The organism is Streptococcus sp. 27098_8_75 (genome assembly GCF_041432475.1).
In the GTDB taxonomy this organism is placed as follows: Bacteria; Bacillota; Bacilli; order Lactobacillales; family Streptococcaceae; genus Streptococcus; species Streptococcus gordonii.
Genome location: NZ_JAPVZR010000003.1, coordinates 46,573 through 63,647, shown reverse-complemented (window position 1 = coordinate 63,647; position 17,075 = coordinate 46,573). Strand labels below are relative to the sequence as shown.

15 protein-coding genes are annotated in these 17,075 nt (G+C 39.3%); 3 read left to right on the top strand and 12 right to left on the bottom strand.

Annotated elements, in window-relative coordinates:
* Nucleotide 1: 1 nt before the first annotated feature.
* Nucleotides 2-340, top strand: a complete 339-nt coding sequence (locus tag O3640_RS05765) for a nuclear transport factor 2 family protein (protein ID WP_061599438.1) — start codon at nucleotides 2-4, stop codon at nucleotides 338-340.
* On the opposite strand, the gene O3640_RS05760 is transcribed toward O3640_RS05765, so the two are convergent.
* From O3640_RS05760 to O3640_RS05720, 9 genes are all read right to left on the bottom strand, one after another.
* Entirely contained in the window at nucleotides 337-1,455 is a 1,119-nt protein-coding gene (locus tag O3640_RS05760; RefSeq protein WP_268709752.1) for a glycerate kinase, read from the bottom strand. The genes O3640_RS05765 and O3640_RS05760 overlap by 4 nt on opposite strands.
* Nucleotides 1,456-1,464: 9 nt before the next feature.
* Nucleotides 1,465-2,112, bottom strand: a complete 648-nt coding sequence (gene serB / locus O3640_RS05755) for a phosphoserine phosphatase SerB (RefSeq protein ID WP_223349880.1) — start codon at nucleotides 2,110-2,112, stop codon at nucleotides 1,465-1,467.
* A gap of 292 nt (nucleotides 2,113-2,404) precedes the next feature.
* Nucleotides 2,405-4,129 carry a septation ring formation regulator EzrA gene (gene ezrA, locus O3640_RS05750; RefSeq protein ID WP_125392421.1) on the bottom strand — a complete coding sequence of 575 codons (1,725 nt, stop codon included), beginning with the start codon at nucleotides 4,127-4,129 and terminating at the stop codon, nucleotides 2,405-2,407.
* An 85-nt stretch (nucleotides 4,130-4,214) separates the two neighbouring features.
* Nucleotides 4,215-6,164 (bottom strand): DNA topoisomerase (ATP-hydrolyzing) subunit B, encoded by a 1,950-nt coding sequence (gyrB, locus tag O3640_RS05745; RefSeq protein WP_082307532.1) that lies wholly within the window; start codon nucleotides 6,162-6,164, stop codon nucleotides 4,215-4,217.
* Between the two features lies 1 nt (nucleotide 6,165).
* Nucleotides 6,166-6,744: an HAD-IA family hydrolase gene (locus O3640_RS05740; protein ID WP_048779846.1), complete on the bottom strand. Its 579-nt coding sequence runs from the start codon at nucleotides 6,742-6,744 to the stop codon at nucleotides 6,166-6,168.
* Between the two features lie 152 nt (nucleotides 6,745-6,896).
* Nucleotides 6,897-7,445, bottom strand: coding sequence for a DJ-1 family glyoxalase III (locus O3640_RS05735; RefSeq protein ID WP_227955644.1), 549 nt, complete (start codon nucleotides 7,443-7,445; stop codon nucleotides 6,897-6,899).
* Between the two features lie 13 nt (nucleotides 7,446-7,458).
* On the bottom strand, nucleotides 7,459-8,691 hold the full coding sequence (locus O3640_RS05730) for an FtsW/RodA/SpoVE family cell cycle protein (protein ID WP_045503701.1): 1,233 nt from the start codon (nucleotides 8,689-8,691) through the stop codon (nucleotides 7,459-7,461).
* Between the two features lie 12 nt (nucleotides 8,692-8,703).
* A complete protein-coding gene (locus O3640_RS05725; protein WP_082307529.1) occupies nucleotides 8,704-9,681 on the bottom strand; it encodes a YeiH family protein in 978 nt (325 codons plus the stop codon).
* A 111-nt stretch (nucleotides 9,682-9,792) separates the two neighbouring features.
* A complete protein-coding gene (locus tag O3640_RS05720; protein WP_105165130.1) occupies nucleotides 9,793-12,267 on the bottom strand; it encodes a bifunctional DnaQ family exonuclease/ATP-dependent helicase in 2,475 nt (824 codons plus the stop codon).
* Between the two features lie 188 nt (nucleotides 12,268-12,455).
* Between O3640_RS05720 and O3640_RS05715 the strand changes: the two genes are divergently transcribed.
* Nucleotides 12,456-13,091, top strand: a complete 636-nt coding sequence (locus O3640_RS05715) for an MBL fold metallo-hydrolase (RefSeq protein WP_125376873.1) — start codon at nucleotides 12,456-12,458, stop codon at nucleotides 13,089-13,091.
* Nucleotides 13,092-13,132: 41 nt separating this feature from the next.
* On the opposite strand, the gene ftsX is transcribed toward O3640_RS05715, so the two are convergent.
* The 3 genes from ftsX to prfB form a co-directional block, all read right to left on the bottom strand.
* Nucleotides 13,133-14,059 (bottom strand): permease-like cell division protein FtsX, encoded by a 927-nt coding sequence (gene ftsX / locus O3640_RS05710; RefSeq protein ID WP_020992596.1) that lies wholly within the window; start codon nucleotides 14,057-14,059, stop codon nucleotides 13,133-13,135.
* A complete protein-coding gene (gene ftsE / locus O3640_RS05705; RefSeq protein WP_008809379.1) occupies nucleotides 14,052-14,744 on the bottom strand; it encodes a cell division ATP-binding protein FtsE in 693 nt (230 codons plus the stop codon). Before ftsE ends, ftsX begins: the two co-directional genes overlap by 8 nt.
* Before the next feature lie 22 nt (nucleotides 14,745-14,766).
* A protein-coding gene (gene prfB / locus O3640_RS05700) for a peptide chain release factor 2 (RefSeq protein WP_012130522.1) occupies nucleotides 14,767-15,862 on the bottom strand; the annotation gives its coding sequence in 2 pieces (ribosomal slippage) (nucleotides 14,767-15,789 and nucleotides 15,791-15,862; 1,095 coding nt in all).
* A gap of 294 nt (nucleotides 15,863-16,156) precedes the next feature.
* On the opposite strand from prfB, the gene O3640_RS05695 reads away from it, so the two are divergent.
* On the top strand, nucleotides 16,157-17,020 hold the full coding sequence (locus tag O3640_RS05695) for a metallophosphoesterase (protein ID WP_268723226.1): 864 nt from the start codon (nucleotides 16,157-16,159) through the stop codon (nucleotides 17,018-17,020).
* Nucleotides 17,021-17,075 lie beyond the last annotated feature (55 nt).

Here is a 17,075-nt window from a genome sequence, read left to right as displayed (position 1 = left end):
GATGACTAATATAGAGAAACTTTTTGCTTTTTTTGATGCAGAAAATCAGCGAGATTGGCAAACCTATCAGACTTTTCTTTCTGATCAAGTAAGCTGGGAATTACAGGGTGATACAATCGAAATCATCAAAGGCAAGGCGGACTATCTAACTAAAATTCAAAAAGTCTACCAAAACAACCCCGTCCAATTTGCTTGCACTTATTATCAGCTTAGTCCCGACCAGAATCGGATTGTGACCCTTTTAGAAAATGACTTTGGGGACCTATCTTGTGATATCTTCTTCTTTGAAAAGGGCTTGATAGTTAAAGAAATTGAATACCTACTAAAAAAGGCGGACTAACCGCTTTTTTTCATTTTTAGTACATTGCCAATATTTCTCGCTGTGCGAATCAAATTTTGCTCAGCCTGTTCTAGTATCTTATCTAAACTATCTGCTCGCGCAATAATCGGAAATGCTGCTTGGATATTTTCAGCTGGAAAATCTGGTAAATCATCAGCCAGACTACCACAAATAGCCAGTACAGGTATTCCTTCTGGTGTTCGTCTTGCGATCCCAACTGGTGCCTTACCCGCCAAAGACTGACGGTCCATCCGCCCCTCGCCCACTATGACCAAGTCCGCTTTTTTTACTCTTTCATCAAAATCCAGTAAATCTAGACAGGTTTCAATACCCGAAACGATTTTTCCACCAGCAAAAGCGACCAGTCCTGCAGCCATTCCGCCTCCGGCTCCAGCTCCATCCATATCAATCACCTGAGGATCAACCAACTGATAGAAATCTGCCATGGCTTGATCCACTTGAGAGAATAATAAGGGAGCTAGACCTTTCTGACCTCCGAAAACAATTGTCGCACCTCGCTCTCCGCATAGAGGATTGTCAACATCAGTTAAAATCTCAATCTTAACTTCTTTCAAGAAAGCAGGAACCTGCTCAGCTGATATTCGAGCGACCTTTCCCAAAGACGAGCCAATGGGGCGCAATCTATGATTGTCCACATCGAAAAATTCATAGCCCAATCCAGCTGCCAATCCAATCCCACCGTCGTTACTGGCCGAGCCCCCAACACCCACTAAAATTTTTCTGACGCCGTCTTTAGCCAGTTGCAAAATCAATTCTCCCAATCCTTTGGTCTCTGTGGCCAAGGGATTTCGTTTTTCATGAGGAATAGAGGCGAGTCCGACCAAGTCAGCCATCTCAAACAGTGCTTGCTGACCGTTCCTAGCATAAGGCATATTTACTGGCTTGCCAAAAGGACCAGTCACAGTGTGGTAAAATTCAGTCCAGCCCAAGGCTGATGTCAGCGCAGCCATTGTCCCCTCGCCCCCGTCACCGACCGGCAGCAAGTCAAAGCTAGCATCTGGCAAGGCCTGAGAAAATCCGTTCTGCAGAGCCTGAGCAACCTGAGGAGCTGATAAACTTTCCTTGAAAGAATCTGGTGCAATTAGGATATGCATACTTCTCTCCTATTCTTTTCTATTATCCAAAAGATCAATGACCCGATAGAGATTGCATTCTTGAATCTGATAAGGAGCCTGCTCGCGCACGATTGGCTTGGCCATAAAGGCAATTCCCATCCCTGCCACCTGAATCATAGGTAGATCATTGGCGCCATCTCCCATAGCAATCGTTTGATTTAATTCCAACTTATTTTCAGCTGCCCATGATTTTAACATGGCAAGCTTGGTATCCTTAGTGACAATCTCTCCTAAAACTTGGCCTGTCAAAAAGCCCTGCTCAATTTCCAAACGATTTGCCTTGACGTAGTCAATTCCAAGTTGCTCAGCCAGTCTGTCCACCGTCTCATGAAAACCACCTGACACCAAGCCTACTTTATAGCCACGCTTATGCAGCTCCTTGACCAAGTCCTCGGCTCCTGGCGTGAAGTGGATCTTTTCTGCAATTCGAGCAAAAATATCCTCCGGCAGGCCTTTTAAAAGGGCAACCCGCTCACGTAAAGCAGCTTCAAAGTCCAACTCTCCTCGCATGGCACGTTCGGTAATAGCTGCAACCTGAGATCCCACACCCGCTTCTTCTCCTAGCAGGTCAATACCTTCTTCCATGATTAAGGTGCTATCTACATCCATGACTAAGAGACCTTTTATTTGCTCCATTCTTTCACCTCATTATATGCTTACTTCCTTTTATAATTTACTCCATTAATCAGGAAGTTTCTTCCCATTTTGTTCACATAAGATTTTTCCTACAGAAAAACTTTCTGCCTTTCAGGACATTCTTTTCTCAATCTTGAAGTCTATTGCTTAAAATGTAAGATATTCAAGAGCAAAAGCTTTTTGTTAAAGAGTCAACTAATGGGGAAAATCTTCAGCAAAGACCATCCTTACCCCCATTATAACATAAGAAAATGGAGAGAATAAAAATAAAAAAGTTCCCTTAGGAACTCTTTTAAAATCGAATATTTTCACGAGTTTTCTCATAAGATGTAACAAAACGACTTGTTACGCCAGGCTCAACAACCTCGAGAGCTTGAGAAATCACTTCGAATGAACTTTCGTAATCGAATTGATTTTCAAAGATATCCAAAGCTTTATTAAAAGCTTCCTGAATACTTTGATCAAAGGAACGATAACGATTAGAATACTGAAGAAGCTGTTCTGTCAAAGTTGCGTACTGAACAATCTGATAGGTTTCGGTTTCCAAATCATGAATGTCATTTGTAACATTTTCAAGTAACAAATTAACATTGTCAATATTTACTCGCAATTGCTCCAACTCTGTAAGCAAGGCCTCTGTATGGTCACTGGCTGTAAAGAAGAGACTTAAGAAACTCTTTGGAATTCCTGGTAAATTGCGTTTTTCCATATAGCGCTTAATTGTGTGAAGCTTGTTGATGTAGATGTTGACTTTTTGACGAGCATTGTCATCATCTTTTTCAATTCTCTCTAGACGCTCACCAAGAGTGATTTGTTCGTCTTCAATTTCTTTCAAGCGCTCTTGAGTTGCTTCAAGTGCTTCCTGAGTTAACGAATAAGCTTGTTTATTTTCAGCTGAGTCTTCTACAGTAGCTAAAACAACTGCCTCTAATGCAGACAATTCACTTTGTAAATTACGAACTTTCTCATCTTCTTCATCAGATAGAAGATACATCTTAGACAAACGATCCAACTCACTTTGAAGGTGTTGGTTGTTTTCTTTTGTGTGTTTCAAATAAGCTGGTAAGTTTTCTTGTAATTTTTCAACAACTTTCTGAGCAGCAATCTCTCGCGTAAAGATGTCATACAAAGCATTGATTTCTTCTTGAATTTGAGTATTTTCATATTGGGCATTATCCAACTCCAAAGCAGCAATATTCTCATAGTTTTGAGTGATATTAGAATGGAGTTGCGAGAAGCGAGACTCGATATCCGTTTCAACAAAATGATATCCAGCTTCCACCAATTTCCGATAACCAGATTCAAGATCTTCCAGCTGGTCTGGTAAAACTTCTCTTAGTTCAGTGACAATACTTGGCACTTTATCAACAATATGAGTTAAAGCAAGGATATGGTTCTCGGTTTTATCCAAAATATCCGCAGCTTCTACTGGGTCCCCAGAAGAATTAAGGGTAACAAATTGGGAGAACTCAGATTCAATATTTTGCAACTGTTTTTGAATCTCTTGAACTGCTGGTCCATACTTTTCTGTGTCTTCAGCTACTTTAACTTGTAGATTTTCAAACAATTCCAAAGCATGAAGAACACGTCCACTATTTTTTGCTTCTTGCTTTTCTAAGTCTGCTAAGGCCTCACGGATTAACTCAATATCTTCTTCAACCAGATTAATCTGACTTTCAATGTTATCAATCGCATGCTTTGCCTTTAGAAAGCGAAAGGAATTGTTATAACCTTCTGCTTCAAAGATATTATTTTCAATATCTGCAAAAGAATTAAGGGAAAGATCGACCCATTTTTGATTCCACTCACGGAAAGTCACCTGACTTTGACCGATGAGATGCATATTCTTAATCGCCTCTACTTCATCATTCACAGGAAGATTATATAGTTTCTCTTTACGTTCTTCCAAACTATCAAGTAGAGTCTCATTTCTCTTTCTTAGGACAACAGCAGCTACATAAGCAAGAATTAAAGCTACTGCAATCACTATGATTAGAATAATTAGTCCGTTAGACATATAAAACTCCTTCGTATTATTACTTGAGAATAAACATAATGATTATATCATAATTTCATTAGTCTTGTATACAATTTCTTCATTTCTATACATCTAATGTACTGTAAACAGCATTTTCTTCGATAAATTCGCGACGTGGTTCTACCCGATCTCCCATCAGCATATCAAAGATTTTGTCTGCTTCTGCAGCATCGTCAACTGAAACACGCGCCATCAAGCGGTGTTCTGGATCCATAGTTGTTTCCCACAGTTGGTGATCATCCATTTCTCCCAAACCTTTATAACGCTGAATTGTAGGCTTAGAGCGGCCTTCACTATACCTAGCTAAGGCTTCTTGAAGTTTTATTTCTTGATCAGCACCTGGCTGAATATATTCTTTTACTTCGCTTCCAACTTTAACACCATAGATAGGTGGCTGAGCGATGTAAACATAGCCTGCTTCCAAGACTGGCTTCATATAGCGATAAATCAAAGTCAAAAGCAAGGTACGAATATGAGCTCCATCGACATCGGCATCGGTCATGATAACCAATTTTTGGTAACGACACTTGCTAATATCAAAATCAGCACCAAAACCAGTTCCCATAGCCGTGAAAAGGCTACGGATTTCTTCGTTGGCCAAAATTTTATCCATGCTGGCCTTCTCAACATTGAGAATCTTACCTCGAATTGGCAAGATTGCCTGAAATTCACGGTTCCGTCCTGACTTAGCTGAACCTCCAGCTGAGTCTCCCTCTACGATAAAGAGTTCTGTTTCAGCAGGATTATTTGACGAACAATCCGCCAGTTTACCTGGCAAATTCGAAATTTCCAGACCAGATTTTTTACGGGTGACTTCTCTCGCTCTTTTTGCAGCTATTCTAGCTTTTGAAGCCAAAATTCCTTTTTCAACAATCTTCTTAGCAACTGCAGGATTTTCTAAAAGAAAATCTGAGAACGCTTCGCTAAATAGACGGTTGGTAATTTTAACAACTTCGCTATTTCCCAGTTTGGTCTTGGTTTGTCCTTCAAACTGAGGATTCGGGTGTTTAACAGAGATAACTGCAGTCAGGCCTTCTCGAACGTCTTCACCTGTAAGGTTATCTTCGTTTTCTTTGAGAAGTTTATTCTTCTTAGCATAATCATTGATGACTCGAGTTAGGGCTGTACGGAAACCTTGCTCATGTGTCCCACCTTCATGTGTGTGGATATTATTAGCAAAACTCATCACCGTTTCATGGTAGCCTGTCGTATACTGCATAGCTACTTCCACGGTTATATCTTCCATTTCTCCATCTGTATAAATAGGATTGTCGAAGATTACTTCCTTATTTTCATTGATGTACTGGACATAACTAGCAATCCCACCTTCGTAATGGTAGTCTTTACTTTGTTCCATACCATCTCGTTTATCAGTAATCGAGATAGACAAGCCTCGGTTGAGAAAGGCAAGTTCTTGGATCCGTTTATTGAGTTTTTCAAAATCAAATTCAACAGTCTCGGTGAAGATTTCTGGGTCTGGCGTAAAATGAACCGTTGTACCTGTCCGATCTGTTTCACCGATCACTTTCAAATCAGCCACGACCTGACCACGAGTGTATTCTTGGAAGTGAATTTGACCATTTTTATATACCTTAACATCTAGTTGGGTAGATAAAGCATTTACAACAGAAGAACCTACACCGTGAAGACCTCCTGAAACCTTGTAGCCGCCACCGCCAAATTTCCCTCCAGCGTGAAGGACCGTAAAGACAGTTTCAACAGCAGGACGACCTGTTTTTTCCTGAATATCAACCGGAATACCACGTCCATCATCAACAACTGTGATAGAATTGTCTTTTTCAATAAAGACTTGAATATGACTAGCAAAACCAGCCAAGGCTTCGTCGATCGAGTTATCAACGATTTCCCATACCAAATGGTGCAGACCTTCTTTAGAAGTTGATCCGATATACATACCCGGACGCATACGAACTGCTTCAAGTCCTTCAAGGACCTGAATCTGGCTGGCATCATATTCTTGAGATTGGATGTCTTGTTGCTTTTCTTCTGTCATTTTATTCCTTTTCTGTATTTAAATGTAAATAATTCTTTAGATGTTCCATGCTATCAAAAAGATAAGTATCAAAACCTGCGGCTTGACCAGCCTCTATATCTATCGGGCGATCACCAATAACTAAACAGGAGCTAATCTTGTACTTTTCCTTGAGATAATTCATGGATTCTGGGTCAGGTTTTCTCTTAAAACCATTATCAGCTGTGACAATTTCCGTAAAGAGGGAATCAATTCCTGTTTTAGAGATAATTTCTAAAACCTGATTGTCCCGATGGGAGACTAAAAAGTTTCTGCCACCTTGCTTAATTATGGTTGCTAATAGCTCTTTTGCTCCGTTAAATAAAACAGGATGCTGAAGTTCCTTAGCTTCATTGGCCTTGTAAGATCTCAAAAAATCTTTCACTCCCGGTGCAAACTGCTGCACTGCATGGTCCGTTGAAACTTTTAAAGCTTGATATACTTCATCATGGCTAGCTTCTATGCCTAATGACGCTAAAGTTCGTACAAATGCAGCTGTGGAAGTTTCATAATTATCGAGAAGCGTACCGCCTAAATCCCAGATATAATCTTGATAATCCATAGCTTTTATTATACCATATTTTTCCTGAAAAAGCTCTAATATTGGTAAAATATACTGATAAGAATCCTTTTAAACCAAATAAAAATAAAGTATAGATTTCTCATTTATATGAATAAATAAAAACCCACTTATTGATAAATGGGTTTCCTGGTTTATTCTCCAAAAACATCTGTATATAGCATGCCCTGGCGTAAGGAATCCGCGTCACCGCCTAGCTTCTCCACTATAGTATAAGCAAAAGCAAGCGCAGTTGAGGGACCCCGACTTGTAATAAGTTTACCATCAGTAACCACCGTTTCCTTCAGGTAATTCCCGCTCTTAATGCTCTCCTCAACGCCATTATAACAGGTGAATTTTTTATTCTCCAGTACTCCTGCTTTTTCAAGTGCTATGGGAGCGGCACAGATTGCAGCAATCCACTTATCTTCTACCTGCATCTTAGCTAGAGCTTTCATTAGGTCCTGATCATCTCTAAGATTAGCAGATCCAGGCATTCCACCCGGCAAAACAACCATGTCATAATCATCTAAATTTCCTTGCCACAATCGGTCAGCTTGAACACTGATTCCATGAGAACCTGTCACTACTTGCTCAAATCCAAGAATATGACAGGCAATATTGGCTCGACGCAAAACATCCACAACTGTGAGTGCTTCTATTTCTTCAAAACCATTAGCCAGTATAACAGCAACTTTCGCCATGTATCCTATCCTCCTATTTTAATTTTTTCAGAATAATTTTCTTTCGTCTTCTAGAATATCCTGTCTGTTGCTCTTCTAAAAGATTATTTTGATAACTAACAGAAAGCAAGAGACCTACTCCAATTAGGTTACTGATAATAGAGGAGCCTCCTTGGGAAATAAAGGGCAGGGGAATTCCTGTTAAAGGAAGTAAGCCCGTCACAGCTCCAATATTTTCAAAAATATGAAAAATCAGCATCATAGTGAGCCCAGTAGAAATGTAGGTATAAAATTGATTGTTCGATTTCAGAGTAATCCTTAACATGCGATAAATAAGCAAAAGGTAGAGGGCAATCAGAAAGATAGAGCCCATAAAACCAAAGTCTTCCGCAATTACCGTAAAGATCATATCACTTTCTCGCACCGGCACTAATAAATTGGATACATTAAAACCTTGCCCCCAGATTCCACCGCTACCGATAGCAATCTGGCCCTGAGCTTGTTGATAAGTAGTTGTTTGGGCATATTCAAAAGGATGAAGCCATGCTAAAATCCGATTAATTTGGTAAGTAGGCATGCCTAGATTGTGAAGAAATGCCCTACCACCTTCCCAGGTAAAAATTAGCATAAAAGCTAGAAAAAGTGAAACGCCCGTTAGAAATATAGGAAGAATAATTTTCCAAGAGACTCCAGATAAGAGAACAATTCCTGAAAAAATGGCCATAAAAACAAGAGCCGTCCCCAAGTCACTCTGTAAGGTCAGCAAAATCAAGACTGGCACAGTATAGAGAAAGAGCTCTAAAATCAATAGCCAATCCATTTTGATCGTCCTAATCTTGTCTTTATTTCGTTGGCTGAATTGAACAACTGAACGCGATAAGATCAGAATATAAGAGATTTTCATAAACTCTGACGGCTGGAAGAGAGTCGTACCACCAATAGTTACCCAGTTTTTAGCTCCTGTCGAAGCAACAAGAGACGGGCTATAAAAGACCAGGGGTAGAACCATGAGACCTAAACCGAAAACGTAGAGAAGGGGAGTGATCTTCCAAAGAAATTTGGTGTTAAAAAACATAACGACAAAACTAATCACAATCCCTAAAGCTATCCAAGCAATTTGCTGTCCAACTATTGCCCAGGCACTAGCAGGGTAGTCATGATTCACTGCTATATAAATGGCCATGATGCCAAAAATCAATAAACAAATAACTGGTAAAATTAAACTATAATCCACTCGAGAATCAATCGAGGGTTTAAAATAAGACATACTCACTCCTATCTAGAAAAAATACTGAATAATCAAGCTAGATACTGCAACAACAAACCAAGCAAAGGCACCAGTTAAAAGTGGAGCTGCTCCCGCTTGTTTAAACTGGGCAAAAGAGACCCGAGAGCCTATTCCTGCCAAGGCCATTGCCATCAGCCATTGAGATAGAATTTTTGTAAAGGAAATAAAGGAAGCAGGTAAAACACCCGTACTACTAATCAGAGATGCACAGACAAACCATAAAATAAACCAAGGGAAAATTTTCTTTAAATCTACTTTTTGTTTAGATGACTGGGACTTAATATAGCGAACACCTGCAAAAATGAGACAAGCTGGCACAATCATCAGAGCTCGACTTAATTTAACAATAGTTGCCAAATCACCAGCAGTCTGTCCATAGGTATAACCAGCAGCTACTACAGACGAAGTATCATTGATAGCTGTCCCTGCCCAGGTTCCAAAGGTTTCGGCCGACATCTGCATGACATGCCCAAGAAAAGGGAAAATGAAAACTGCCAAAATATTGAAGAAGAAAATAGTTGAAATCGAAAGAGCAATCTCTTCTTCTTTAGCTTCTAAAATAGGTGAAGCTGCCGCAATAGCAGAACCCCCACAAATAGCCGTTCCAAATCCAATCAACAAGGTTAAGACTCGTCCCATTTCCAAAAAACGGCCTATAAGATAAGCGGATAAAAAGGCTAGTAAAATCGTAAGAATACTGATTTTTAAAGATGATAAGCCTGTTTCAGAAACTTTTGAAATAGACAAACTAAAACCTAGCAAGATAATAGAATACTGTAAGAGTTTCTTACCCGAAAAAACCAAGCCAGAATGAAATTTCTGAGGAATTTTCCAAAAATGATTCAACAGAATACCAAGTAAAATTGCAAATACACTGGAGCCAAACAAAGGAAAAGCTTTGCCCAAAAAAGTAGCAAGCGCAGCTATGGCTAAAGATAAACCCAAACCTGGAATGTATTTTTTAAACATGATTAATCAGAACCTTCTTTTTTTTCAATGTTTCTATTATAGCAAAATTTAGAAACTTGAGTTGAGTGAGTGTTAAAAGTTTTTAAATATTCTTTGATCTCCAAACACAAGTTACTCGTTTTTCTTTTTTACAATCTTTTTCTTAAAATAAAGTCCTATATCTTGTCGAATTTGATGAAAAGAAGACTGCTCAATTGGTGCTGTCTTAGATAAGACTCCTCTGATCTGGCGACTATATCGCTTGGTATAGACACGATTATCCAAGATAAGAACAGCAGATTGCTGTTTGCGATGGCGAACCGTCCGTCCCAAAGCTTGTTTCAAACGTAGAATCGCAACCGGCAAACTATAATCATAAAAGGGGTTCTGCCCTTCTTGTCGAAGTCGTCGATTCATCTTTTGCGTGAAAACATTTTGCGGATTGTCAAAAGGTAGACGTGTAATGATTTGAATCATTTTGTCCTGACTAGAAAAATCCGTTCCTTCCCAGAAACTACCTGTACCTAGTAATATTTGGGCTTCTCCTCGATCAAAACGACGTTTAATGTTACTAGCATCACCATTTTTATACTGAGCTAGATGCTGCAAAGACAAATTTTCTGATACTTCCAACAAGAGCTCCTTAGAAGTAAAGAGAACTAAAATCGGAAGGTTTAGATCATATAAACTTTCAATCCTCTCAAAAATCAATTGGGCATGGTGGGGAAGTGGCAAATCAGCCAAATCTGGAAAGTCTTTATCGACCCAAATTCTCTGCTGGTGATAATTCTTAGCTGGCAAATGATAAAACTGATAGGCTTGAAAGCCAAGTAGCTGAGCTAGATTCACCTTTCGGCTGATTTCTAAGGTTGCAGATATGAAAAAGAGCTGGACCCTTTCAGGCAGAAAATCCTGAAAATTCATTAAAGATAATCTAGCTGCATGAAGACTAGTTACTCGATGTTGTTCGAAATATTCATCTTCCAACCAAAATTGTTCATACCTTTGATCCAAAATCTCGCGCAATTCCGGAAGATAGTGAGCTGGAAGCTCAGACAGATCCTGTCTCAGCTTAAGCAAGGTTTTCTCCCTTACTTCACTCACTCTTTCGTTATGAAAAACTTCCACTAGCTGTGCTAACTCAAACTGCAGACTTTCAAGTAGACGTTGTTCCAGCAGGGAATCCACACGAAGAATTTCTTGCTGAATTGTCTGCAGTAGCTGATTCATCTTGAGAGCTTTCTGAGAAAAGCTTTCTAAAGCCAAAAAGAGCTTCTGAGCTTCATCTACTACTAAAATACGTCCTTCAATCAAACTTTTATCATCTTCTAAACGAGTGAGGAGGTAAGCGTGATTAGTCAATAATACTCTACTCTCCCTTGCTTTTTCCTGTCCAATCTGCCAAAAATCTACACCGTAAAACAAAGATTTTTTGCTCAATTGGCCGTCATGTCCAATCTCCTCAAAAAAAGCTTGATAACGATGAGCTTGACCAATTTCTTCTAAGTCTCCTGTTTTAGTTTCAGTAAGCCAAACTAAAAGCTGCATCTTGCAACGGTTAAGCAAGCGATTATAATCCAAGCGCTCTAAACTCTGGTAAAAAGCATCCAACTTGATATAGGATTTTGGACTTTTTAAACTATGAAAAGCTACTTGAAAAACCTCTTCAATCGCTCTTCCTTCTCCAGTTGCAATTTGATCCTGCAAAATTTTAGTCGGTACACTGACTACGATCTTTTCCTGACAATGTGCCAAAAGAGGTAGCAGATAACCATAGGTCTTTCCTAAGCCAGCCTGGGCTTGTAAGAAATTAGGCAAAGGGTTTTTCATAGCCTCTTCTATGAGAGAAGCAAACTTTTGCTGTTCAGGTCTTTCTTCTAGTCCAAGCAAAGAAATATTTTTAGCAAAATCACTAGATAGACATCTTTCTTTACCAATCTTAGTCTGCTTTCTTAAATAAATGCCGTGACAATCAAACCAATCATCTGCTCTTCCATCTGGCATCTTCTCAAAACAGTCTTCCAGCACCAAGCGAGACTCATAAATCAAGCTATCAGACAAAACAAGAAGGCGTTCTAGTAAGGGCTTGGGTAAACTTTGAATTTTTTCTTGGATTTTTAAAAATAGCAGGGCTGTCGCCATAGCATCTGAAATAGCGGTATGGGCTTGTTCCAAAGGAATTTCTAGTAGTTCACAGAGACTGGATAGCCCATATTTTTCATAAGTTGGAAACACGACTTGAGCCAACTCTACAGTATCGACACGAGGAGACAATAAGTCAAAACCTTCCCAAAAAAGGGATTCTGCTAATAAATTTGCATCGAATTTAACATTATGGGCTACAAAAACTGCATCTTCAATTAGTTCATAGATCTCACGCGCCACCTGAGAAAAATCAGGCGCCTGGCTCAAGCGTTGATCAGACAAACCTGTTAGCTGTTTGATATGTTCTTCTAAAGCCTCATGAGGATTAATATCTGTTTGATAGGTCTGCTTAATCTCTCCATTTTCTAGAATGACAATTCCTACTTGAATAATTTTTGCGGTGCTACCTGTTCCTGTCGCTTCCAAATCGACAATAGCATACTTCATATTTTTTCGTTTCATCTTATCAAAATTATACCATGTTTGCAGTCAAGATGCGAGACTAGAATAATGAAAGCCAGAGAGTACTTAGATGATTTCTAGATTAGGCAATCTAGCTTTAACAAGAGATAGATATTCCATTATTGAGCTTCATTTCTGCTAAAACTTAATTTTTTTGATACACTCATCATAGATAGAGAGGAAAAATCATGAAAGTACATAAAACATTAAATCCTTTAGCTTACGAAAATACCTATTATATAGAAAATGATAGTCATCTGATCCTAGTTGATCCCGGTAGTAACTTTCAAGCAATCCAAAAGAAAATCACTGAAATCGGAAAGCCTATTTCAGCAATTTTACTAACCCATACCCATTATGACCATATCATGAGCCTAGATTTGGTTCGAGAATCATTTGGATATCCTCCAGTCTATGTAGCTGAAAGCGAAGCCAGCTGGCTCTATACACCTGAGTTGAATCTTTCTGGACTCGATCGCCATAACGATATCGAAACACTTGTCTTGAAACCAGCTGAGCATTTCTTTAGTTATCATCAAAATTATGAATTAGATGGTTTTAAATTTTATGTCCTCCCCACTCCGGGGCACTCTATCGGAGGGGTCTCACTTGTTTTCCCTGAAGGTCATTTTGTTCTGTCCGGAGATGCTCTCTTTAGAGAATCTATTGGACGCACAGACCTTCCAACTGGAAATTTTGACCAGCTGATTGCTGGTATCAAACAAGAATTGCTTCATTTGCCGAAAGAATATGATGTCTATCCAGGACACGGACCTGCTACAACAATTGCCCATGAAAAAATGTTCAATCCATTTTTAAAATAAACGAACAGAATGAAAAGGATTAGCTAAGCTAATCCTTTTGTTTATATCTTCAAGAAACGTCTCATTGAGAAGACAGATCCAATTGAGCCAATAATGATTCCCAAAACAAAGAGAGAGGCAATCATGATTGGAATAAATAATTTAGGTGCAATCATTGAGAGATTTTGTGCCACTAAACCTTTATTGACTGATCGATAGGCAATGTTATATGCAAAATAAACCAGGGCTGCTGGCATAACAGCTCCAAGTAGACCAATCCAGGCACCTTCTAACAAGAAAGGTCCGCGGATATAACTATTTTTTGCTCCTACCAATCGCATAATTTGAATCTCCCGACTCCGAGAAATAATGGTAATCCGAATAGTATTGGAAATCAAGAAGATAGCAATGAATATCAACATACCAGCCAAGATTAAGCCCCAAGTCTGAATAAAGTCAGCCAAAGAGAAAATCCGCTTGGTGTTTGCTCCACCATCTTGTACATCTGAGACCCCGTCGATTTTCTGGGCTTCTTCCTTTACTGAAGAAACATATTTTGGATCGGTTGTCTCAACGATGTAGGCATCATATAGGGGATTTGCGTCACCATCAAAGATTTTCCAATCGCTTCCCATAGTCTCTGTCAATTTTTCGTATTGCTCTTGCTTACTTGAAAAAGTGATTTTTTCAATATGGTCAATTTTTTTCAAAGCATCATAGACTTTATGATAATTTTCATTATCAACAGTCTGACCTTCTTTAACAACCGTCATACTATTGTCTTCAATGTCTTTACGAACATAAACCATCACTCGAACATTGTTTTTCAAGTCATTGGCTAATTTTGTCGTATTCAAAATAACCGAAACAAAAATAGCAACCAAACTAAGAGTAATCATTACCGTACTGATTGCGGCTACCGTCATCCAACCATTTCGCTTCAAACTTTTTAGCGACTCTATCAAATGACGGAAAAATCTACTAATCATCGTATCCGTATTCTCCTTCCGCTTCATCACGTACCACACGGCCATTTTCAATCGCAATGACGCGATGGCGTAAAGTATTTACAATTTGGCTATTGTGGGTCGCCATTAGAACTGTTGTACCTTGCAGGTTAATCCGCTCTAATAAGTTCATAATTTCCCAAGAGTTATCTGGGTCCAAGTTCCCAGTTGGCTCGTCAGCAATCAAAACCTTAGGGTTATTGACAATTGCACGAGCGATAGCAATCCGCTGTTGCTCTCCCCCAGAAAGTTCGTTAGGGAAAGAACGGACCTTATGCTTAAGTCCTACTAGGTCTAATACTTCCATAACCCGTTTCTTAATGTGACTTCTGCGTTCACCAATTACTTCCATGGCATAAGCAATATTTTCATATACTGTCTTCTTTGGAAGCAGTTTATAGTCTTGGAAGACTACTCCTACTTTACGGCGAAGCATTGGTACGTCACGTTTTTTTATCTTAGCCAAATTGAAGCCTGCTACTGTCAACGCACCCTTATCAAGTGCAACTTCACGATAGAGCAAGCGAATAAAGGTAGATTTACCTGCCCCTGAGGGTCCTACAATATAGGCAAACTCCCCTGGCTCTACTTTTACCGTCACACCTCGCAAGGCTGTTGTTCCGTTGTCGTATTTTTTGACAACATCTCTCATTTCAATAATAGACATTTATTACTAAAATTCCCTTCTGTTAGTTGAGACGCCATTTTAAATAAGCATCGATGAAGCCATCTAAATCGCCGTCCATTACCTTATCAACCTGGGCCACTTCATAACTGGTCCGGTGGTCTTTAACCATAGTATAAGGTGTAAAGACGTAAGAGCGAATTTGGCTTCCCCACGAAATTTCTTTTTTATCGCCCTTTAATGAGTCAACTTCAGCTGCTTTTTTCTCTTGTTCAAGTTGATACAGCTTAGCCTGAAGCATCTTCATTGCACGATCACGGTTCCCATACTGAGTCCGATCAACAGTAGACTGCACCACAATTCCAGTAGGAATATGCGTCAGTCGCACACCAGTAGAAACCTTATTGACGTTCTGACCACCAGCTCCGCCCGAACGGAAGGTGTCCATCTTAATATCGTCTTCTCGAATTTCTACTTCAATGGTATCATCCAATTCAGGCATAACCTCTACGGAAGTAAAGGACGTATGGCGACGTTTAGCTGAGTCAAATGGAGAAATTCGAACTAAACGGTGAACTCCCATTTCCGACTTAAGCAGACCATAGGCATGCGGCCCCTCAAAAGAAAGAGTGACTGATTTAATACCAGCTTCATCACCTGCCTGATAGTCTAGAACCTCTACCTTGAAGCCCTTGGCATTGCCAAAACGTGTATACATACGGAGCAGCATGTCTCCCCAATCCTGAGCTTCTGTACCTCCAGAGCCCGGATGAATCTCAAGAATAGCATTATTATTATCATATGGTTCAGACAAAAGCAAAGTCATTTCATAGCTGGTCATCATTTTCTCGAGTTCTGCCAGCTTTTCCTCTAATTCCTCTTGAACCGAATCATCCTCAGCTAGAAAATCAAGCAAAATTTCTGATTCATCAAAAAGATCCGTCATCTGATGGAAATTTTCATAGGTTTGTTTGAGTTCATTGAGTTCTTGAGATGTCTTTTGAGCGGCAATATTATCATCCCAAAAGTCAGGTTCTGTCATCTTATTTTCTAAGATGGCGATTTCTTCTTCCAGACCTTCTAAGTCAAAGAGACCCCCTGAAAGAAGCTAATTTTTCACGATTTGCGTCAATCTTTTGACGAATTTCTGAAATATCCATAACTACCTCTTTTCACATATCGTTTAATTATACCATACTTATACACGTTTGACTATTTTTTGAAATAAAATTCAAGAAGTCCAGAATCCAGTGTATGATACTTTTTAATGAATAGCAAGTCAAGGGACTCCTTGTTACAAAATTGTTAGAAAAGTAAATTTCACGACATGAAAAAGGTCTACTCTTTTCCTAATATCTTAACCACTCTTCGTTAAATATCCCTTAAAATCTGCTCTGCGCAACTAATTAAACTTATATATGTTCATGTAAACAATTTTGTGCTAGACTAAAACCATGACAAGAATCGGATTTATGAGCGACCTCCATCTGGACTCCAATCAGTTTGGACACTTTGAACTAAAGACACTTAAGGAGGTTTTAAAAAAAGAGAGAATTGACCATCTTCACATTGCAGGAGATCTATCTAATGACCTAACCAATATTAGTTTGCCCTTTATTGAAGACTTGGTGCAAGAACTTCCCACCTCTTTTAATCTCGGCAACCACGATATGCTGGGACTTTCTGAACAAGAGATTTCTAACTATGATTTTCAGGTCCAACAGTTTGGTCAGACCAAACTCGTCAGCTTTTCTGGATGGTATGATTACAGCTTTGTTCCAGAAAAAAGCAAGGAAGAGCATCTAAGAACCAAAAACAACTTCTGGTTTGATCGTAGATTAGATAGGGAACTGGACGATCCTAGCCTTACAGCTCATAGCCTCCTCCAGCTAGAAAAACTACTTGCTTCTTTGGATGGTCCCATTATTATTGCTCTACATTTTGTCCCCCATCAAGAATTTCTTTATGACCACCCATATTTCCAACGCTTCAACGCCTTCCTAGGTAGCCAAGCTTTTCACCAGCTCTTTGTCAAATATGGGGTGAAAGATGTCGTTTTTGGCCATCTTCATCATCGTCACCATAGCCGAGTCATTGATGGTGTTCGCTATCACATGCGTCCTTTGGGCTATGTTCGTGAATGGAAACTGACTCAAAACTTTTTTAATGACTTTCCTCAGTATAAGATTTCACAGATGTATCGTCTTCACAAGCGATATAACACTATTAAAGATTTAGAAGAATTTCTTGACTATAAGAAAAATCACCTGGCAGATGAACTGCGAGATGCTCTTATAATTCTTGATACCAAATCATAAAGACTTAAACAAAAGCAGCCCTTGAAGTGCTGCTTTTAATATTAGAAACCTGCTT

Bases quoted from the DNA above. Each gene is read 5' to 3' on its own strand.
- ftsX (WP_020992596.1), bottom strand. From the start codon at position 14,059: ATGATTAGTAGATTTTTCCGTCATTTGATAGAGTCGCTAAAAAGTTTG.
- O3640_RS05760 (WP_268709752.1), bottom strand. From the start codon at position 1,455: ATGCATATCCTAATTGCACCAGATTCTTTCAAGGAAAGTTTATCAGCT.
- O3640_RS05735 (WP_227955644.1), bottom strand. From the start codon at position 7,445: ATGGCGAAAGTTGCTGTTATACTGGCTAATGGTTTTGAAGAAATAGAA.
- O3640_RS05730 (WP_045503701.1), bottom strand. From the start codon at position 8,691: ATGTCTTATTTTAAACCCTCGATTGATTCTCGAGTGGATTATAGTTTA.
- gyrB (WP_082307532.1), bottom strand. From the start codon at position 6,164: ATGACAGAAGAAAAGCAACAAGACATCCAATCTCAAGAATATGATGCC.
- O3640_RS05765 (WP_061599438.1), top strand. From the start codon at position 2: ATGACTAATATAGAGAAACTTTTTGCTTTTTTTGATGCAGAAAATCAG.
- O3640_RS05720 (WP_105165130.1), bottom strand. From the start codon at position 12,267: ATGAAACGAAAAAATATGAAGTATGCTATTGTCGATTTGGAAGCGACA.
- O3640_RS05715 (WP_125376873.1), top strand. From the start codon at position 12,456: ATGAAAGTACATAAAACATTAAATCCTTTAGCTTACGAAAATACCTAT.
- ftsE (WP_008809379.1), bottom strand. From the start codon at position 14,744: ATGTCTATTATTGAAATGAGAGATGTTGTCAAAAAATACGACAACGGA.
- serB (WP_223349880.1), bottom strand. From the start codon at position 2,112: ATGGAGCAAATAAAAGGTCTCTTAGTCATGGATGTAGATAGCACCTTA.
- ezrA (WP_125392421.1), bottom strand. From the start codon at position 4,129: ATGTCTAACGGACTAATTATTCTAATCATAGTGATTGCAGTAGCTTTA.
- O3640_RS05695 (WP_268723226.1), top strand. From the start codon at position 16,157: ATGACAAGAATCGGATTTATGAGCGACCTCCATCTGGACTCCAATCAG.
- O3640_RS05725 (WP_082307529.1), bottom strand. From the start codon at position 9,681: ATGTTTAAAAAATACATTCCAGGTTTGGGTTTATCTTTAGCCATAGCT.
- O3640_RS05740 (WP_048779846.1), bottom strand. From the start codon at position 6,744: ATGGATTATCAAGATTATATCTGGGATTTAGGCGGTACGCTTCTCGAT.